Raw genomic sequence first — 19,325 nt, forward strand, 5'->3', positions numbered from 1 at the left:
TGCGGAGGCGTCGCAGAGGTGGGCTTTCCTTCCGGGACACGTCGTGAATACGTCCCTGTAGACTCCTAAAAAACATCCCTGTTTTTTAGGGTCCCGGAAGGAAAGCCCATCTCTGCTTGTTTTGCCTCTCGATATCGCCCGCTCTATCAGTCTTCGTCAAGCGTTGTCCGGACATCTTTGCGATAACTCCAATAGCTGGCATGAGCCGCGATGGGAATACCTTTCCAGAAATGTGGAGCGCCAGGGATGGCGCGACCAAGCCCTACATGGACGTATTCACGGGCGTTTTCTGGAAAGGTATTCCCACCGGGGCGCCACCCGCAGAAATCAACAGGCTACAAGCCCAACCTTAAGGCACGACAAAAGCCAACAACTGATACGCATCAATTCTGATACCTCCCCACCTTGTAATTTCCCCTTACTCATCAAATATAGAGTTAATAATCGGGCGAAAAATGCCCAGTCATCTGGACACATGTGAGGGAATGCATGGACTTCAAAGACTATTACGCCGTACTCGGTGTGAGCGAGTCTGCCTCCCCCGAGGACATCAAGAAGGCCTATCGCAAACTGGCCCGGAAATACCATCCGGACGTCAGCAAGGAAGAGAACGCCTCCGACAAGTTCAAAGATGTCGGTGAAGCCTACGAAGTATTGAAAGACCCGGAGAAACGGGCCGAATACGACGAGTTGAAGAAGTACGGTGCCCGGAAAGACGGATCGTTTCAGCCGCCTCCCGGATGGCAGAGTGCCTCAGGCTTTGGGGGTGGCGGCTACACCGAAGCCGATGCGCAGCAGTTCAGTGAGTTCTTCGAAGAAATCTTCGGAGGCGGCCGTCGCGCCGGTGCCGGTTTTGGCGGCGGCTTTGGTGGCCAGCGTCACTCCATGCGCATGCGGGGTGAAGACGTGCATGCCCGGCTGGCGCTGTTCCTGGAAGAGGCCTTTCATGGCTGCGAAAAGCAGGTTTCCTTCACCGTCCAGGATGCTGGCGCCCAAGGCCGCGTCGTGCCGCGCCAGAAAACCCTCAACGTGAAGATCCCCGCCGGCATGAAGGAAGGGCAGCACATCCGCCTGAAAGGCCAGGGTGCCCCCGGCGTTGGCGGTGCGGAGAACGGTGACCTGTTTATCGAAGTGGAATACGCACCGCACCCTCACTTCACCGTCGAAGGCCGGGATATACTGGTGACGGTTCCCATCGCACCCTGGGAAGCCGCGATCGGGGCCTCGGTCACGGTGCCAACCGTTGGTTCAAAGGTGAATGTGAAAGTACCTAAGGGCTCTTCCAGCGGTCGAAAACTGCGGCTAAAAGGTAAAGGGTTGCCCGGTAAACATCCGGGGGATCAGATCGTGGTGTTGCAAATCGTCATGCCCGAACAGCACTCTGAGAAAGCCGAGGAACTCTACAAGCAGTTGGCCGAGGCCGAAAAAGGATTCAATCCACGCAGCAAGTTGCATGTGTAAGCGGGGGATGAAGGATGACTGACAAAGACCATATCCTGAGCGTCGAACTGGTGGAACCAACCGCTACATTCACCTTGCGGGAAATCTGCGAACGCGGGGACTGCCACGCCGAGTTTGTTATTAAACTGGTGAGCTACGGTGTGATCGCCCCGGTCGAGGAATCCCCGGAAGCGCGCCAGTGGCAATTTGATCTGGAGGCCCTTGCCCGCTTGCGAAAGGCCCAGCGTTTGCAGCGTGATCTTAAAATGAACCTACCGGGGTTGGCCATGTCCCTTGAGCTTCTCGACGAGGTCCAGGAGATGCGACGTGAAGTCGATCGCCTGAATCGACAATTGAGGCAATTTTTAGGCGAGGCATAGTCACCAGGTCGGCTGGCACACCCCTGTTCAAAACCGTGGAGCGCCAGGGATGGCGCGACCGAGCCCTACATGGACGTATCTACGGGCGTGTTTTGAACAGGGGTGTGCCAGCCGACCCACCCGCCAAGCTTGAAATGCTACTCCTTGTCCATCTTCTGCAACTCCGCATAAATCTTCTCCGCCTCCTCCATCAACGTGCCATGGGTACGTAAGTCACCATTGCGCTGGGCATGCAGCGCCTTCTGAAGCTTGGCTTCGTATTCCTTCTGCAGTTTCTTCTTTGGATCGCCCTTCAGGAATCCCAGCATTTTTTCACCTGTTTTCATTGATGTGTCTGGGAGCTTACGCCAATTGGGCACGAAAGTTCACAAACGAGTCCCCGTCATACTAACGGTACTCGTCTGCCGGATTCTCAGTTTCAAAGAATTTCACCGGGCCGTTACAAAATCCGTACATGATTGCGTCACTCCGTGGTCCGGGTTTTGCTCTATAGTCAATCATAAGTCTGGACGGGCAGGCCGAGCCCTGCCGCCGGAATGTGTGATTCACACGTGTTGATGGAGCCCGTATGACCCCTCGTTTTCTGAAGGCGCTGGTAACGAGCCGCTTGCTGCGACCTGTTTTCCTGATTCTGATCGTTGCCGGGGTGGTGCAGGTCGCCATGAGCCAGTGGCTGATATCCAATCAGGTGGACAGCCTGGTGGAGACCGCCGGTTCCGCCCTTGAGGCCAGCAGCCGTGAAGTCAGCGGGTCGTTTGGTGACACGCGCGAAGACGTCCGTAATCGCCTGCAGCTCATGCAGCAGAGGACCACGGAGGAGTTGGCGGGTGAATTGACGCGCCAGCAGACGGCTCAGCAGGAGCGGGTGGCGAACAATGTTCGGTCGGCAGTGATGTCTGAAGCGCAGGGGCTGGCGGAGGTGCTGGCCGCGGTTGCCGCGCCGCTGATCTGGGATCGGGACGTGCCGCGGTTGACGGATCTCATTGAGCTGGCGGATGCCCGGGAGTCGGTTCTTTTTGCAGTCTATTACGATCAGTACGGGGAAAGGCTGACCCGTTATGTCGATCGCACCGATGATCGCGTACGCACCTTAATGGAGCAGGGGGAGGGCCGTGGTGCGGCAAATAAGGTCCTGGATGCGGCAAGCCGCGACCCCAACGTGGTGATTATCACCGCCGATATCAAACCTCAGGGCACAGCGATTGGTCAGCTGAAAATGGGGCTCTCACTGGAAGGGATCAACCGTGATCTCGCTGCTCTGGAAGAAGAGTTCAGTGAGACCATCACCGGCAGTATCGACGCGCTGCGCCAGACTTTGGAGGCTGAGACCGGGGAGGTCAACCAGCGCCTGCAGCAACAGCTTGCCACCATGGGTGGAGACACGCAGGCACGTATTGATAGCACCGTGGAGGCACTGGATCGTGAGGCGGGCAGCCTTGCCTCCAATCTCTCGTTCCTTGCCATCGGTTCTGTGGTTGTGCTGATCGTTCTGGTGGCGGCCGTGCTCGGCGGCGGTCTTCTTCCCCGTGTGCTCCGGTTGAGTTCGGCGATCTGGCAGATAGCCGACGGTGAGGCCGATCTGACCCGACGGGTATCCCTCAAGGGCCGCGACGAACTGACGGAAATGGCACGGGGCATGAACCAGTTCATTGCGCGCATCCAGGAGTTGGTGTCAGAGGTAAAGTCGTCCGCCGAATCAGCCGCTGAGAGAGCCAGAGAACAAGGTCAGATCAGCCGCGATGCGGTATCGGCCGTTAATCGCCAGCAGCAGGAAGTGGCGGAGGTGTCGGATACCATGTCGGCAATGTCGGGCAGCATTGCCGAAGTGGCTGACAGCGTCCAGGAAATCGCCGGTTCCGTCCAGAACGTAAACGCGGAGAGTGAGGCAACGGCATCGATTTCCCGTGATGTAAGAGGGCGTCTGGATCAGGTTGTTGCTAACGTGGAGCAGGCCGTCGCGGCGGTCAATGAACTGAACAGCCAGAGTACGGAAATTGATTCCGTGCTCTCGGTAATCGGAGCTATTGCTGAGCAGACCAACCTGTTGGCGCTTAACGCTGCCATTGAAGCGGCGAGGGCGGGCGAATCCGGGCGCGGCTTTGCGGTCGTGGCCGATGAAGTGCGTACCCTGGCAAGCCGTACCCAGGAATCCACCACGGAAATTCAGGGCATTATTGATCGCCTTCAGCGGGGCAGCCGCCAGGCCGTGACCGTGATTGATCAGGTTTCGGGGCAGGTGGCGGAATCGTCCGCCGAATTCCGTCGCGCCGACGAGCACTTCGACCAGATCAACCAAATGCTGGGTAGTTTGCAGAAACGCGCGCTTGAGATTTCGGCGGTTGCGGAAGAGCAGAGCAGGAATGCGGGGGAGGTCAGCGTCAGCGTGACGGACATTGCCCGCCTGTCCGGTGAAACCGTTGACGCCATTGAGCGCTCGGATCAGGCCAGCGGGCAGATCGGGGAACTACTGGACACCCTGCAGGGCAAGGCATCCCAGTTCCGGGTATAAGTGCGCTCGGCGGCTCTACTCACAGAGCCGCGCACGGGCACGTCGATATTCATCACCAATTCGCCCGACAAGATCGCTGACCGATACAACGTCGGTGATCTGGCTGACGCCCTGGCCGGCGGACCAGACGGTTTTCCAGGCTTTGGCTTCGTCGTCCACGGGCTTGAGCTTATCGCCGTAATTCAGCTCACCGGCCTGGTTCAGCTTATCCATGGGATAGCCGGCGGCTTCCAGACTCTGACGCATAAAGTTGGCGGGAATCCCTGACACCGCCGGTGTGTGGATAATGTCGCCGGATACCGCCTCGATGATCATGTTCTGATAGGCTGCTTCCGCCCGCGATTCGGTGGTATTGATAAACCGTGTGCCCAGATAGCACAGGTCCGCGCCCATGGCTTGAGCCGCCAGGAGGTCTTCGCCGTTGGAAAGCCCGCCGGCGAGCAGGATCACGCCATCGAACACCTCGCGGATTTCGTGCACCAGCACGAATGGATTAATGGTGCCAGCGTGGCCGCCGGCACCGGCAGACACCGCGATAATGCCATCCACGCCTGCTTCGGCCGCTTTGCGGGCGTGTTTCTGGTTGGTGACATCGTGGAAGACCAGGCCGCCGTAACTGTGCACCGCTTCGGTCACTTTGGTGGCGGCTCCCAGTGAGGTGATCACTATGGGCACCTGGTGTTTCACACACAGGTCCAGATCGGCCTCCCAGCGCGGGTTCGTGCGATGAACGATGAGGTTCACGGCGTAAGGCGCGGCTGTCTGGCCCGGATGGGTTTCCCGGAAGTCCTTCAGGCCTTCGTTCATCTGAATCACCCATTCCTCGAAGCCTTCGCTGGTGCGCTGGTTCAGGGCCGGGAAGCTGCCAACGATGCCCTGCTTGCAGCAGGCCAGCGCCATCTCCGGTCCGGAGATCAGAAACATGGGTGCCGCCACCAGCGGGAGACTCAGCGATGTCTTCAGGGATTCAGGTAAGGCCATGAGAATTCCTTAATTTTTGTTGGAACTTATGTAATGTATAAAGATCTTAGCGTGCTCATTACCGCATGAAAACGTCCACGAATGAATAAACAATAAGGAGCTCTACCATGGGCGAGGCAAAAAGAAGAAAAGAGACCGGCGCACCGCCGCCCAACAGGAAGAAAGATCGTAAGTCGTTGTATATCGGCATCAGTGTCATCGTTCTTGTTTTTGTTGCGGTGGGCGTCTTTTTCCTGACCGCGAGTCCGGCCCCCACCTCAGATGAGTTGCCGGTTGCCGGCCCCAATGCCGACCCGTTTCCTGCCCAACTGGATCGTTTCGGCGTCTCCGTTGGTGACGAAGACGCACCCGTGGTGGTGCGGGAGTTCGCAGACTACCAGTGCCCTGCCTGCGCGCGTTTTTCGGACGCCAGCCAGCAGTTGAAGCAGGAATACGTGGAGTCCGGCAAGGTGCGGTTTGTGTACTTTGATCTGCCACTCCAGCAACACGACAACGCCATGCCTGCGGCCCAGGCAGCGCGCTGTGCCGGTGACCAGGACAGCTACTGGGCCATGCACGACAAGTTGTTCGACATGCAGACCGAATGGAGCGGTTCCAGCAGCCCGGTTGATACCTTTAGCCGCTACGCTGACGACCTGGGGCTTGATGCGCGCCGTTTCAGCCGGTGCATGACGACAGATCTTCACATCGAAGAAATCGAGCAGAGCCGTCGCGTGGCCATGCAGCTTCGCGTTACCAGTACCCCAACCGTGTTGGTGGACAATATCCGCCTGACCCGCCCCGGATGGGGGCAGTTGTCGGCGGTGGTTGAGCGGGAGCTGGCCGGTTCCCAGCAATAATACGGTGACAGGTGCTGTCTGGAAAACTCCCGTACGGCGGGAGTTTTTTTGGTTGGGGCCGGGGAATTTCTCACAAAATGAATTATCATTCACATGCCCTTAAAATTGACGGATAAACGCAAGAAGTTGAGGCCCTGGGGCAGGCCTTCATCAAGGAGCAAGTAATGATGAATAAGATTGTTTTGGGTTCGGCCTTTGCAGTAATGGCTTCTTTTGCATCCGGTGCGGCTGCACAGGATTCCCTGGAAGGTGGCTACGTGGGCCTCAACTACGCCTTCGTAACCTACGAAGAAGATGGCATTTCTGAAGACTTTGACCTGGGCGCCCTGGTGGGCAAGGCCGGCGCGCAGATAAACCCGTACCTGGCAGCGGAGTTCCGTGCCGGTTTCGGCGCCAAGGACGACTCGACCAGTTTTAACGGTGTATCCCTGGATCTTGAACTGGATTACCTGGTGGGTGGCTACATGGTTCTGGGCCTTCCCAATGAAAGCCCCGTTTACCCCTACGCCATTGTTGGCGTTACCAAGGGCGAGCTGACGGCTTCCGCGAGCGGGTTTGGTAATTCTTTCAGTGACTCGGCATCTGAGTCCGATATCTCCTACGGCGTGGGCGCCAACCTGAACATCAACAAGGATTTTCAGGTCAACGGCGAGTACATGCAGTACATCGATAAGGATGGCGCAGAAATCTCTGGCGTCTCCGTGGGTTTTGCTGTTCTGTTCTGAGCATAGCCTGATCACCCGGTGCCGCCTTTGGGGCGCCGGGCATTGTTAATGACTTCCCTGTAACCCCCCGTAATACTCTCCCTCGCCCGTATTCGTTAGAATGGCACCCTCACGCCCGTTGGCGATTATCAACCATGCTCCGGATTTACGGTCCGGCCCGCAGGAGAAACCAGACTCATGAGCCAGGATGTTGTTGTCTGTGCGCTTTATAAGTTCGCAGTCCTGAATGATTACAAAACCCTTCGTCAGCCATTGCTGGATCTGATGTTGGAGAAAGAGGTGCACGGCACATTGCTGCTGGCTCGTGAGGGCATTAACGGCACCATAGCCGGCAGCCGTGAAGGTGTGGATGCCATTCGCGCCTGGTTGGAGGCTGACCAGCGGTTCGAGGGCATCGACTACAAAGAATCGTTCGTCGACATCCAGCCCTTCAAGCGAACCAAAGTGAAGCTCAAGAAAGAGATCGTCACCATGGGAGTGGAGGGCATTGACCCGAAACGGATCGTGGGTACTTATGTGGATCCCAAAGAGTGGAATGATCTTATTTCAGATCCGGACGTATTGGTGGTAGACACACGCAACCAGTACGAAGTGGAGATCGGCACCTTTGAGAATGCCAGAAACCCGGCCACGGATACGTTTCGTGAGTTCCCGGAGTATGTGAAAGAGAATCTGGACCCTTCGAAACACAAGAAGGTGGCCATGTTCTGCACCGGCGGCATCCGTTGTGAAAAGTCCACGGCGTTCCTGAAGGAGCAGGGGTTTGGTGAGGTCTACCACCTGAAGGGGGGTATTCTCCGGTACCTCGAAGAAGTCCCGGAATCACAAAGCCTGTGGCACGGAGAGTGCTTTGTATTCGATGACCGGGTAACGGTGAACCACAAGCTGGAACGGGGTGAGTTCGATCAGTGCCACGCGTGCCGCCGGCCGATCACCGAGGAAGACAAGCAGCGTCCGGAGTATGAGCAGGGCGTGAGTTGCCACCGTTGCATCGATTCGTTGACGGAGGAGCAGAAAGCCCGTTTTGCCGAGCGTGAGCGGCAAATGCGGTTGGCAGAACGGCGCGGCGAAGCCCATGTAGGTGGCGCAGCGGCGCGCATTGTAGCGGAGCGTAAAGCCCGGAAAAAGGCGGAGCGGGAACAGCAGGCCCGCAAGAGCGCCATGGGAGAGCGTTGCGCAAAATCCTGACAATAATCAAGGAGATTCCATGCAGTTCAGAGCAACCCTGGCGATCATTACTCTGACGGTATCGCCGACGATGGTCGTTGGCGCTGAGTTTGACAATTGGGAAGGTGAGGGGGAAGCGGGAGTGCTTGTCACGTCCGGCAATACCGAGGAGACCAATATCAACGGCCGTCTGGGCCTACTCCACGAAGTTTCAGAGTGGCGGAATACCGGTGATTTCCGTTCAACCTATTCCGAAACCGATGACACCACAACGGCCGAAAAATACAGCGCTGAAGTGCAGTCTGATTACAAGTTCGAGGGCAGCCAGTACCTGTTCGTACGCGGAGCGTATGAAGACGACCGGTTTTCCGGGTATGACTTCCAGTCCTCGTTGACCACCGGTTACGGTAACCGGGTCTGGCAACGTGGCAAACGTTCTTTTCTTGACCTGTCTGTCGGTGGCGGTTACCGGTTTAACCGGCTCGAGGAACCGGAAGCAGACGGCAATCAGGAGGAAGAAGAAGCCATCGCCCGGTTGGCAGGCAAGTTCGATTACGCTCTGTCCGATACGGCGTTGTTTCGTCAGAAGCTGAGTACCGAAATCGGTCTGTCAGAGAACAACACCATCAGTGAATCGGAAACATCCATACAGGCAACCGTTGTGGGTAACCTGTCCATGAAGGCCGCGTATCTGGTCCAGCATGTTTCCGACGAGCCGGAAGGGGCCGACGACACCGACACCCAGGTGTCCGTGTCACTGCTCTACGGATTCTGACCAGGCGTTATACCCGATTCCTGAGCCCCAGCTCATCCGGGTAGGGGGTCAGGTACTTCTGGCTGCTGAGGTAGTCCACCGGCTCCCGCCGCTGGGCCATCCGCAGCAGGGTCATCGGCACCACCAACGGTACTTCGCCCCGGTGGTAGGCGTCTACCTGCTCCATCAGTACCTGCCGGTCCTCCTCTGCCATGGAATCCCGCAGATAACCCATCAGGTGTTGCATGGCGTTCACGTGGGAACCCCGGCTGACCCGCTGGGTCATCGCTTCCATGAACGATGCGATGTATCGGTCAGCAATGTCTTTCAACGGCTCTGATTTCAGGTCGCCGAGCATTGGCCCCAACTGCCGATAGATCTTCTCGGAATGAGCCAGTAGCTGGAACTTGTGGCGGGTGTGGAACTCGATCAGTGCACGGGCGGTGAGGTTGTCGCCAGCCACGTTCTGCATCCAGTCATCGTAGGCAAATACTCGCTCTATAAAGTTTTCCCTCAGCATGTCGTCGTTCAGGCGGCCCTCTTCTTCCACCGGCATCAGCGGGTAGCGACGAATCAGTGCCTCGGCAAACAGGCCCCGGCCATCCCTGCGGGTGACATTGCCGTCTTCATTGTGCACCTTGATGCGCTCCATGCCGCAGCTGGGAGACTTGGCCATCAGGATGTAGCCCCGCAAATCCGCCAGAGTCGGTAGAACCTGGTCGATAAATCCCTGCATGGCATCCGTATGGTCCGCCGTGCCTTTGGTTTCGATCAGCTTCAGGCCGTCGTGATATTCGCGCAAGTGAATGGCCGGCCGGGGCACACCGAGGCCCGCTTCCAGCTCCGGGCAGATGGAACGAAACTCGAAATGGCGGGAAAGTACCTGGGTGCAGAAGCGGGAATGCTTGTGGCCGCCATCATGGCGAACTTCCTTGCCCAGCAGGCAGGTGCTGATACCAACGGGAATGCCTGTCACTGTCAGTCTCCGAATCGAAAAAGGTCCTTTAAAGTACGCTTTTCCAGTCTAGACCGATCATCTGCAATGTTAAAAGCGGCGTGATGAATCACTCAGCGGGAAGCTGATCGGGCCAGGGTCAGGGCATAGATTTCCCGCATATCACGGGCAAACTGCTCGACGGAATAGTCCGCCGCGAACGCCAGTGCGTGCTCGGCCAGTTCCTGGCGCAGGGTGTCGTCTTCCAGCAATTGTTGCACGTGGTCACACCACTGGTCCTGCTTTTCCGGCGTCTTGAAGCCGTTGTAGCCGTGGCGCACCACGTCTTCAATGCCACTGGAACGCACTGCCACCACTGGTAACCCGGCGGCCATGGCTTCCAGGATCACCATACCCTGGGTTTCGGACTTGGAGGCGAACAGGAAGGCATCGCCCAGGTGATACCAGGTGGCCATATCGTCCGGCGGGATGGAGCCGACGAGTGTAAAGCAATCCTGAAGTCCCAGTTCATCAATGCGCTGCTGCAGTCGCTCGTGCTGATGCCCTTCACCAATCATCAGGAACCGGAAAGGACGGTCTGTCCGCCGGCGAAGCTCATCAATGGCGTCGATCATGAAATCAATGTTCTTCTCGTTGGACAGCCGCGAGACGCTGACAAACACGGTCTCATTGCCGATGCCCAGGGAGTTCCGCAGGTTGCGAACGTCGCTGTCGTCCACTTCCTGGAACTTCTGGTACTCAATGCCCGTCGGCTGAACGAATGTGGGGCTTTTCACACCGATCATCCGCAGGTATTCCTCGGTGGAGTAGGTGGGCACAATCACGCCATCGCATTTGTTGGCGAAACGTTTGATCAGCTCGTGGGAAATCAGGTTGCGGAACAGATTGCCCGGCAGCGGCACGAAGTGGGCATAGTGCTCCAGCCGGGTGTGGTAGGTATACACCGCCGGCACCTTCAGGCGCCGGGCCACGAACAGCCCCAGCGAGCCCAGCCAGATGGGGTGGTGAAGGTGAATGATGTCGGGTTTGAACGCTCTGACCTGTCGGCGGATTCTTGCCAGGAAGATGTTGGCAAGGCGGAACTCTCGTTTCTCCCCCATAGCCAGCAGGGAGGGCACTCGCACCACATTGGTCTCCTCGCGTGGCTGGTCGCGATAGCGGGGGCAAACGATGAGGATGATGTCCCCCAGGGTTTCAAGGCCTTTGCGCAGGCGTGCGATGGAGATGGGCACGCCGCCAATGAACGGCAGGTAGTTGTTGGTGAACATGGCCACCCGCAAGGGTTTCGACAGCCAGGGCTGGGGGTCCAGATCGTAGTCCGGATAGTAGTCTTTCGCCACGAAAATAGCGGTGTAAAGCTTGGTGCTGATCAGTACGAAAACTGCCACCAGCAGAATGAAGTTTACATAGCCCACATAAAACAGCGAGTAGATAAAGAACCACAGGGATTCCAGGGTACTCAATACAGGGTGTTGTCTCGCTTCCAGGCGCACCATCGAATGGCTGATTTCGCCGTCGTCGCTCACATCAACGCGCACATAGTGGTAGAAACTGGTGTCGTTGTTCAGCACCAGCCCGCCCGCTCCGCCGGTGGTGATGAAACGTGTATCACCCTCGACCTGATCCGCATACAGCGACAGGTTCGCTGAAAACACCATATCCACATCGTGCCGGTCGATGGCGTCCATCAGGGCGGTGCGGAACTCAGGGGGGTGCAGGAAATCATTATCCTGCTCGAAAGGGGCTTCCTGATCCGGGTGGAGCGGCGGGTGACCGATGAAGAGAAAGCGCAGCCGGTTGGGCTCCTGGCTTAACAGGTCATTGAGCCAGCGGATCTGCCATCGCCAGGGCGTCTTGCCGGTGCTGTCGAGGAAGATCAGGCGGGCGCCGCCGGCCTTGATGCTGAAGAAGTGAGGGCCGAAGTGGTCGTAAAACCGGTAACTGCCAAAGTTCTCGTACTCGTTTTCACCGAAGGTCAGCAGGTAGGGAATGTCCAGGTGGGTCAGCGAGCCCTGGATGGCCCGGTACTTGTCCTCGCCGCCGCCACTCACTGCGTTACCGGCGGACACCATAAAATCAACGCCGGACTGGTTGAGGGCCGGTATCATGCGTTCTTCGAAAACGCCCACGGAATTATTGATATTGCCCACAACCGCGAAACTGAAACCGCCGTCATCGGAGAGCATGTCGTGAATACGGGCGACCTGTTCCGTGTGCAGGGCCTCGAAATCCGGCTCGAACAGGTTCAGGTAGGCCTTGTACCCGATCAGCAGCACAACAATCGTCAGGCTGATGTAAAACAGCACTTTTAACGGGTGACGTCGTGTCATTGGGATGCCTTCCTGTTTCTCACCAGTTCCCGCTGCAGTATCACCAGGCCTGCCAGCATGCCGAGGTAGATGGTGATGAATCGCCAGCTAATGGTCACCAGTACCAGATGGTTGGCCGTGAGTATGTCCCGGAAGAAACTGCCGAACACCCCTTCCGAAATGCCAGACGCACCGGGTGTGGGTGAAAAGTACATCACAAAGGTGGTAACCACCAGTAGTCCCGTGCTCACCAGGTAGTCTACCTCGTAATCCAGTGCGGAGATCAGCAACGCCGGGAAACTGAATAGGCTGAGCAGAAACACAAAGGTAAACAGCACTGAAAGCGCGACGAACTGTTTGGGGCCCCGGAGGTAATCGCCGAAACTGTGAGAAAAACGCAGCATCTCCCGCTTGGCCTTGAACTGCCAGCGCTGATGGCGGCGCTCACCGATCAGGTGAAACCGGTGCAGTGTGCTCAAGAGCCGGCCCAAGGGCGCAATCAGCCATCGGGTACGGAACAGCACCACCATGAAAAAACCGAGATACAGGAGAATCAACACAGCGAGCACCGGCCCCAGTTCTCCGACCAGGGGCTGGTTATCCAGGGCATCCAGAGTCAGCAGGAATACGGGGGTCAGCGAAAAGATAAAGATCACCGCGATCACGGTGCGGATGGTGGTGGCCGCCGTGGCGCGGCCGACTGGCACGCCATGGTGTTGGAGATACCAGATCTGCGCGAAGCCACCCCCGGTGGCCATGGGCGTCACGTTGGAGAAGAACAGGTTGATGAACACCAGCCGGAAAATCGCCGGGAAGGGCAGGCGGTGCCCCAGTGCCCGAAGGGTGAAGTGCAACCGCAGCCCGTCCGCCGCAAAGTAGACCACCAGCAGGGCAATGATGGAAACAAGCGCCTGAGGCGAGACCAGTCGGTCGTCGAAGGTTACGCTGCGCCCGGCGAACTGGTCGTACACGGCATAGAGCCCGGCGGCGGTCATGGAGATAAATATCAGGCTGAAAACAGTAAGCCTGCGCCAGGACGCGCGCTGCTGATAATCTTGATCGGGGATGTTGGTCATGGACTGCCCGCCGTTAAGAGACGGGCAGTTTACTGTTGGTGGCGGGGGGCTTGTCCAGTGTCTTGCTAGTGGCCATACACCATCATAGTGGTGTTTTTAATGGCAAAATCCGTGAACTGTACGGAGCCGATACTGGTGCCACCGACTTTGAACACCGGCATATCGATGTCGGCCCGGAAGTCCACCTCATGGATGGAGAGGCCTTCCTTTCCAGACGCCGCGCTGGTGCCCCTGGACAGCTTCGCGGTGGCACTGGCCATACCGAAGTGACCCAGGGTATCGTCGCCCCGGCGGTTGTGGATCTGCAGCCCTTCGATGCCAACGGCGGCAAAGTTGAACAGCAGGATTACGTCGGCAGCGTCCCAGTCCAGGCTACCGTCGGTGATCTCAAAATGGGTATCCAGTTGCAGTTCCGAGCCTGACACCACGTTGCCATTGGCCAGCGTACGGGTGTTGTTGCCCTGGTTGCGGATCACCAGATCGGTAGGGCCGATATAACCCTGCAGCATGATGTTGGAGAACAGGCTGGCAGTGCCGCCGGAGCCGGTTGCTTCAACACTGTCTACGGCCAACTCGAAATCCACGGCCTGCAGGTAGTCGTCCAGGCTGGTCGGGTCGCCGTAATCTGTAGCACCCAGGTGAATCACCAGGTCACCGCTATCGAACTGTTTGCCGTAACCACCACCCACGGCATAGCGGGCGAGGGCATCGGCCACATCCGGATTGGAGGCATCCAGAAGGCCGGCGTCGGCGCGGCGGGCAATCTCGGAGAAGCCGTATTCAAGCACCTCATCCTGGCCGGCAATGTCCAGCGTCAGCTTGAGGTTGTCCAGCACTGTATCGTTCTGACCGGACAGGCGAACGCCATTGACGTTCAGCGAGCCTTCATCCGTCCAGCTCAGGCGGTCCATCTCAATCCTGGTTTCCATCTCGATGGTGACGCCAGTCTGGCCAGTGACGTTGCCCAGGGTACTGTCGTCCAGTGGGCGGAAGTCGGCCATCACCGGCAATGATAGACTGGCGGTCAGGCTCAGGGTAAAGAACCTGCGCAGGGCAGGTCTGAACGGTTTCAGGCGCTTGCGGGCGTTTCGACGTGTCATGGTGGCCCCGGATCGTTGTTGTTATGCCGGCTTCAGACCGGTCTCAGTCGTTGTGTAGCCGCAGGGGACAACCTGACCAGCGCAGCGGACTTAGGAGTTTGTTACAGACTGTTACGATAGGTGGGATAGGTAAGGGGGTCTGTGAGTTGAGTCACAGACTCGGTCAGGCCGAAGGGGCCAACGCCTGCTGGATCAGCGCCTTTTGATGGGCGCCGAAATCCGCCACCAGTGCCTCGGATTCACCAGCATCCCGCGCCAGGATGGCATTCGTCAGATTGGTAAAGAAACGGCCGGTACGGTCCAGATCCTGCCGGTATCGATCTGCACTCAGATAGTAAGCCCGGCTGACAGCGGGCTTGAAGTTGGTCAGCGCCTCTGTGAGGTAGGGATTGCCGACGACTTGGCAGCAGACGTCCATTACTTCAAAGCTCGCTTCCACAATGGCCGTGATATTGGCGTCCTTGCGCTGCATCTGGCCAGTGACGTGCCCAACCGCTGACAACAACGTGGTTTTGTCCTCTTCCCGCCAACGCTCACACAAACGCCGCGCCAGCATGATCAGCAGGTGCATGTACACGTCATAGAGCTCTGAGGCATGCACCGCATCCAGTTTGGTGGCCGACGCGCCCCTGCGCGGGGTGATTTCAATCAGGTGCCAGCGTTCCAGGGTATACAGGGCCTCTTTCACCGATGCCCGGCTTACCTGCAATTCCTTAGCGGTGGTCGCCTCATGCAAGCGTTGCCCGGGCTTTATCTGGCCGGTCATGATGTGTTCAGCCAGGTAGTTGGCAATCTGCTCGGCGAGGGTGTTGGGGACCTGGAAATCCATTGAGTGAAGAGTACTCCTGACATTCAAAGCCGTGATGGCATTGGAAAATACCACAGGATATTAACCTTAATGCCAGAAAGAATCAGTAGTTGGCAATGGGCTGCTATCCTATGATGACGTCAAAGGATCACACGTCCCGACGCTAATCCAACAAAAACGAGGTGAGCAACATGCGAAAGCTATTTCTGGCACTGGGCGCGACCGCGCTGATCGGTGTTTCTCCGGCACAGGCGGATACCAATCTCTCCATTGCCACGGGCGGCACCGGTGGTACCTATTACCCTCTCGGGGGTGGCCTTGCGGAGTTGATCAGTCAGCATATTGAAGGGTACAGCGCAGTTGCCGAAGTCACCGGTGCTTCGGTTGAAAATATGGGGCTGGTTCATCGTCAGGATTCGGATCTGGCGATTGCCCTGGCAGACACCGTCCATCAGGCCTATAACGGTGGCGAACGTTTCAATGGCAACAAGCTGGATGTGCTGGCTATTGCCTCGCTTTATCCGAACGCGATTCAGATTGTCACCCTGGCGGACTCTGGCATTACGTCGCTGGCAGACCTGGCTGGCAAGCGTGTGTCGGTTGGTGCGCCGGGCAGCGGTACCGAAGTGAACGCCAAGGCCCTGCTGGAAACCAACGGCATGAGCTTCGACGATTTCGACGAGCGTGGCCTGAACTTCAATGAATCTGCGGATGCCATTCGCGATGGCGACATCGACGCCGCGTTCTGGAGTGTTGGCCCGCCAACAAGCTCTATTGTCAGCCTTGCCACCACCCGTGACATTGCACTGATACCTCTCTCCGAGAAGGAAATCGCCAACGCCAGAGCAGAAGTGCCGGTGTTTGCGCCCTACAAGTTGCGTTCCGGTACCTACGAGGGTGTCGATACGGATATTTCAACGATCGGCATTCCCAACGTCCTTACCGTCAATAGCGCCATGTCGGAAGATCTTGCCTACAAGATCACCAAGCTGCTCTTCGAAAAGGTAGAGGCCCTGAGGGCGATCCATCCGGCCGCTGACGACACCACCGTGGAGTTCAGCCTGGATTCCACACCCATTCCTCTCCATCCGGGTGCCATTCGCTATTACGAGGAAATAGGTGCAGAAGTGCCGGAGGCACTGCGCCAGTAATCGGGAATCCGTCGTTATCATTCGTCGGTTCATGGTTTGCAGGGTCTGTTGCCTGCTCGCGTCACTGCTGTGGGGATTATGGCCCACAGCAGTCGGCGCCCAGAGCAAAGCGGTCTGGCAACTGTCGGTGTCTGATACCAGTCAGACGTCGCTGGTGCAGCTCGGCCTGCCCGAGGGCGGGCGGTGGTGCCTGATCTGGAATCACTCGGTGCAGGGGTTTCCTGTGACGGACTGCTTTCGCATGGAAGCGGACCAGTTGATTCTGGACAGTAGCCACACACCGGACTTTGCCGCCGGCCTTGGCCATACCCGTGGCCGGGGCACACTGACGTCGGATGACGACCACGGCTACCGCATCGTCGATATGCAGGTGCCCATACCCAATAATCGTCTCTCGCTGCGCGTTGGCGCCTTGTCGGTGAATCACCGCATTGAGGTGGATTCGCGCGTGGTGAGTCTAAGCCGTCTGGCAGCTGACAAACTCGTTGAGATTCGAGTACGGCCTGCAGGGGATAAAGGAAGCACGCTTCAATGAGTCAAGAAACGGCCATCTACCTGAAAACCAATGGCGCATGGCAGCCGACCAGAATGAGCGGGCCCAGGGCACTGCTCTGGCTGATCGCACTGATTGGTATCGGCCTATCGCTGTTTCAGCTATACAGCGCCGGTATTCAACCGCTGGGACTGTTCTATCAACGGGGCATTCACCTGGCGTTGGTGATGATGCTGTGCTTTCTGCTGTTTGGGCCCCGTCCTGGCCGACCGCGTGGCGCCATAACGGCGTTGATTGATACCGGCTTTTTGATAGCCTCGGGCGCATCCGGTTTCTATCTGGTCTGGTTCCTTGATGAGATTACTGGTCGGGCCGGGTTCTGGAACCAGACCGATATTGTCATGGCCTGGGTATGCACCATTACCTTGCTGGAGGCCAGCCGCCGGGCGGTAGGCACCGGGCTGACGGTGATCGGTGTGATTGCCATCCTCTACGCAATGAGTGGCCAGCGTGGGCCGCTGTCGGAGCTGGGGGAGTGGCTGCCGGGCATTCTCAACCATCGCGGCTACTCCCTCGACCGTATCGGTGCCCAGTTGTATCTGGGGCAGGAGGGTATTTTCGGCCTGCCGTTGGGCGTTGCTGCTACGTTCGTGTTCATCTTTGTGCTGTTCGGCGCCATGCTGGAAGTGACCGGCGCAGGCCGCTTCTTCATCGATCTGGCGTTTGCGGCGACGGGCCGTCAGCGCGGCGGCCCCGCCAAGGCTGCGGTTCTGGCCTCGGCCAGCATGGGGTCCATCTCCGGCAGTGCCATCGCCAACGTGGTGACTACGGGCGCGTTTACCATTCCGCTGATGAAAAAACTGGGTTTTCGTCCGGCCCAGGCGGGTGGCATTGAAGCCGCAGCCAGTACCGGTGGCCAGATCATGCCGCCGCTGATGGGCGCCGGCGCCTTCCTGATTGCGGAATACACCCGTGTGCCGTACCTCGACATTGTAAAAGTCAGTGTGTTTCCGGCCCTGCTGTATTTCGCCACGGTGTATCTGCTCGTTCATATCTGCGCGGTGAAGCAGGGCATGAAAGGCCTGCCTTCCAGTGATCTTCCCCAGCTCCGGGAAGTGATGGCTTACGGCTGGTACTTCCTGTTGCCGATCATCATGCTGGTGTACCTGCTGGTGATGGGCATCTCCCCCATGCGGGTCGGGTTTTATGCCGTGGTCGGCATCATTGGTATCGCCGGGCTGAACGGCCTGTACCTTGCCTATAAACAGGGACGGGCGGACAACCAGCTTGGAAAAGCCCTGACGGATGCGCTGCGTGAAGGCGTTGTAAAACTGCTGCAGGGCCTCGAACTGGGTGCCCGCAACGCGGTCCCCGTCAGCATTGCCTGCGCCATTGCCGGCATTGTGGTGGCGGTGGTTGGCCTGACCGGGCTGGGCCTCAAGTTCTCATCAATGATGATCGCATTCGCCGACGGCAACATTCTGATGGCGCTGTTCCTGGTGGTCATCGCCAGCCTGATTCTGGGCCTGGGGCTGCCGGTAACGGCCAGCTACATCGTACTGATCGTGCTGGTGGGGCCGGCGTTGACCAACGAGTTCGGTATCCCGCTGTTGGTCGCTCACCTGTTGGTGTTCTGGTACTCCCAGGATTCCAACGTCACGCCGCCTGTGGCGCTGGCCGCCTTCGCGGGGGCGGCGATCGCGGGCAGTAAAACCATGGAAACCAGCGTACAGGCCTGGAAGTTCGCCAAGGGCCTTTACCTCATTCCGCTGTTCATGGTGTTCAACCCCGTGATCATCGAAGGGGGGCCGTTACCGCTGGTTCTCTGGAACGGCTTCATCGCCATACTCGCCCTTGCGGCCTTTGCAGCGGCGCTTGAAGGCTTTCTGTTCACTCACATGAAACCCTGGATGCGACTGGCATTGAGTGGCGCGGTGATCGCAATCTTTTACCCGGACCTGCAAGTGGAAGTCGCCGGTGTGGTCGCGATGCTGGTACTGCTGGCCATGAATTACTGGCACCGACGTCGGGAACTGCATGGGGCCGGAGCCCCCGAAACAGAGGAGCAATCACAGTGAGATAGCGCGATTGGGGCTGTATTGCTAAATGCAGTGATTAAAAAGTACCACGGTTTTCTTGACGACTGTTATATTGTAGGACAATAATGCAGTTAACAAGAAGCGATCGCCCAGATCGAAAGTAACAGCCGATGAGGGAAAACACGTGAGTACGAAACCATTGATCCTGAGCACCGAGTCCGCCCGCCGGAAAGTGCTGCTGACACTCAAGAAATACAGCTACCTGATCGCCATGCTGCCCCTGGCCCTGCCGCCCCTGTTGTTGGCGGCCGGGCAAGCCACCGGATGGGTCAACCTGTTCGCCTGGGGCGTGCCGGTGGTCGTCTTCGGCATCATCCCCATCCTCGACCTGCTGCTGGGCAAAGACGCCCTTAACCCGGACGAGGAAGCCGATACCCCACGCATGAACACCGAACTCTTCTACAAGTTCATCACCCTGGGCTGGGTTGCCGCCTTTGCGGTGTTGCTGGTGTGGAGCATGTTCGTGCTGGCGTCCGGCCTGTTCAATGTGGCCGGTGGCATCGGCTGGATCTTCTCCGTCGGCATCGTTGGCGGCCTGG

The 19,325-nt window shown here is 58.0% G+C and carries 17 protein-coding genes and 1 pseudogene; 11 read left to right on the forward strand and 7 right to left on the reverse strand.

The window, feature by feature from the left end:
• Window positions 1-489 precede the first annotated feature (489 nt).
• Entirely contained in the window at window positions 490-1,461 is a 972-nt protein-coding gene (locus AXW11_RS04360) for a DnaJ C-terminal domain-containing protein (protein WP_091642948.1), read from the forward strand.
• A 14-nt stretch (window positions 1,462-1,475) separates the two neighbouring features.
• Window positions 1,476-1,820 carry a chaperone modulator CbpM gene (locus AXW11_RS04365; protein ID WP_041335575.1) on the forward strand — a complete coding sequence of 115 codons (345 nt, stop codon included), beginning with the start codon at window positions 1,476-1,478 and terminating at the stop codon, window positions 1,818-1,820.
• 137 nt (window positions 1,821-1,957) lie between these two features.
• Here AXW11_RS04365 and AXW11_RS04370 read toward each other — a convergent pair whose 3' ends face one another.
• Window positions 1,958-2,128, reverse strand: coding sequence for a DUF6435 family protein (locus AXW11_RS04370; protein WP_126813158.1), 171 nt, complete (start codon window positions 2,126-2,128; stop codon window positions 1,958-1,960).
• A gap of 260 nt (window positions 2,129-2,388) precedes the next feature.
• Here AXW11_RS04370 and AXW11_RS04375 point away from each other — a divergent pair, with 260 nt between their 5' ends.
• Complete coding sequence (locus tag AXW11_RS04375; protein WP_091642951.1) at window positions 2,389-4,329, forward strand: methyl-accepting chemotaxis protein; 1,941 nt, start codon at window positions 2,389-2,391, stop codon at window positions 4,327-4,329.
• A gap of 15 nt (window positions 4,330-4,344) precedes the next feature.
• Here the strand turns inward: AXW11_RS04375 and AXW11_RS04380 are convergent, their stop codons facing one another.
• The gene (locus AXW11_RS04380; protein WP_091642953.1) at window positions 4,345-5,310 is read right to left on the reverse strand and encodes an NAD(P)H-dependent flavin oxidoreductase; all 966 of its coding nucleotides are present in this window, start codon (window positions 5,308-5,310) and stop codon (window positions 4,345-4,347) included.
• 107 nt (window positions 5,311-5,417) lie between these two features.
• Here AXW11_RS04380 and AXW11_RS04385 point away from each other — a divergent pair, with 107 nt between their 5' ends.
• From AXW11_RS04385 to AXW11_RS04400, 4 genes are all read left to right on the forward strand, one after another.
• A complete protein-coding gene (locus AXW11_RS04385) occupies window positions 5,418-6,149 on the forward strand; it encodes a DsbA family protein (RefSeq protein ID WP_041335571.1) in 732 nt (243 codons plus the stop codon).
• Window positions 6,150-6,313: 164 nt separating this feature from the next.
• Window positions 6,314-6,874 (forward strand): porin family protein, encoded by a 561-nt coding sequence (locus tag AXW11_RS04390; RefSeq protein WP_041335568.1) that lies wholly within the window; start codon window positions 6,314-6,316, stop codon window positions 6,872-6,874.
• 177 nt (window positions 6,875-7,051) lie between these two features.
• Window positions 7,052-8,062: an oxygen-dependent tRNA uridine(34) hydroxylase TrhO gene (trhO, locus tag AXW11_RS04395; RefSeq protein WP_091642956.1), complete on the forward strand. Its 1,011-nt coding sequence runs from the start codon at window positions 7,052-7,054 to the stop codon at window positions 8,060-8,062.
• A 19-nt stretch (window positions 8,063-8,081) separates the two neighbouring features.
• Window positions 8,082-8,816: a DUF481 domain-containing protein gene (locus AXW11_RS04400; RefSeq protein ID WP_091642959.1), complete on the forward strand. Its 735-nt coding sequence runs from the start codon at window positions 8,082-8,084 to the stop codon at window positions 8,814-8,816.
• A 7-nt stretch (window positions 8,817-8,823) separates the two neighbouring features.
• Here AXW11_RS04400 and AXW11_RS04405 read toward each other — a convergent pair whose 3' ends face one another.
• From AXW11_RS04405 to AXW11_RS04425, 5 genes are all read right to left on the reverse strand, one after another.
• Window positions 8,824-9,771, reverse strand: coding sequence for a YbgA family protein (locus AXW11_RS04405; RefSeq protein WP_091642961.1), 948 nt, complete (start codon window positions 9,769-9,771; stop codon window positions 8,824-8,826).
• A gap of 92 nt (window positions 9,772-9,863) precedes the next feature.
• The gene (locus AXW11_RS04410; RefSeq protein ID WP_091642964.1) at window positions 9,864-12,080 is read right to left on the reverse strand and encodes a glycosyltransferase; all 2,217 of its coding nucleotides are present in this window, start codon (window positions 12,078-12,080) and stop codon (window positions 9,864-9,866) included.
• Window positions 12,077-13,135, reverse strand: coding sequence for a lysylphosphatidylglycerol synthase transmembrane domain-containing protein (locus tag AXW11_RS04415; protein WP_091642967.1), 1,059 nt, complete (start codon window positions 13,133-13,135; stop codon window positions 12,077-12,079). Before AXW11_RS04415 ends, AXW11_RS04410 begins: the two co-directional genes overlap by 4 nt.
• Before the next feature lie 65 nt (window positions 13,136-13,200).
• The gene (locus tag AXW11_RS04420) at window positions 13,201-14,235 is read right to left on the reverse strand and encodes a DUF6160 family protein (protein WP_228301309.1); all 1,035 of its coding nucleotides are present in this window, start codon (window positions 14,233-14,235) and stop codon (window positions 13,201-13,203) included.
• 163 nt (window positions 14,236-14,398) lie between these two features.
• The gene (locus AXW11_RS04425) at window positions 14,399-15,064 is read right to left on the reverse strand and encodes a GntR family transcriptional regulator (protein ID WP_091642970.1); all 666 of its coding nucleotides are present in this window, start codon (window positions 15,062-15,064) and stop codon (window positions 14,399-14,401) included.
• 170 nt (window positions 15,065-15,234) lie between these two features.
• Between AXW11_RS04425 and AXW11_RS04430 the strand changes: the two genes are divergently transcribed.
• The 4 genes and pseudogenes from AXW11_RS04430 to AXW11_RS04445 all read left to right on the forward strand — a co-directional run.
• Window positions 15,235-16,194, forward strand: coding sequence for a TAXI family TRAP transporter solute-binding subunit (locus tag AXW11_RS04430; RefSeq protein WP_091642973.1), 960 nt, complete (start codon window positions 15,235-15,237; stop codon window positions 16,192-16,194).
• Window positions 16,195-16,321: 127 nt separating this feature from the next.
• Window positions 16,322-16,729, forward strand: a complete 408-nt coding sequence (locus AXW11_RS04435; RefSeq protein WP_052479571.1) for a DUF1850 domain-containing protein — start codon at window positions 16,322-16,324, stop codon at window positions 16,727-16,729.
• Entirely contained in the window at window positions 16,726-18,765 is a 2,040-nt protein-coding gene (locus AXW11_RS04440; RefSeq protein WP_228301308.1) for a TRAP transporter permease, read from the forward strand. Before AXW11_RS04435 ends, AXW11_RS04440 begins: the two co-directional genes overlap by 4 nt.
• 145 nt (window positions 18,766-18,910) lie before the next feature.
• Window positions 18,911-19,325 (forward strand): annotated as a pseudogene (locus AXW11_RS04445) (alkane 1-monooxygenase); the annotation flags it as partial.

Origin of the sequence: Marinobacter sp. Hex_13 (assembly GCF_001566815.1) — a bacterium.
Lineage (GTDB): Bacteria > Pseudomonadota > Gammaproteobacteria > Pseudomonadales > Oleiphilaceae > Marinobacter > Marinobacter salarius.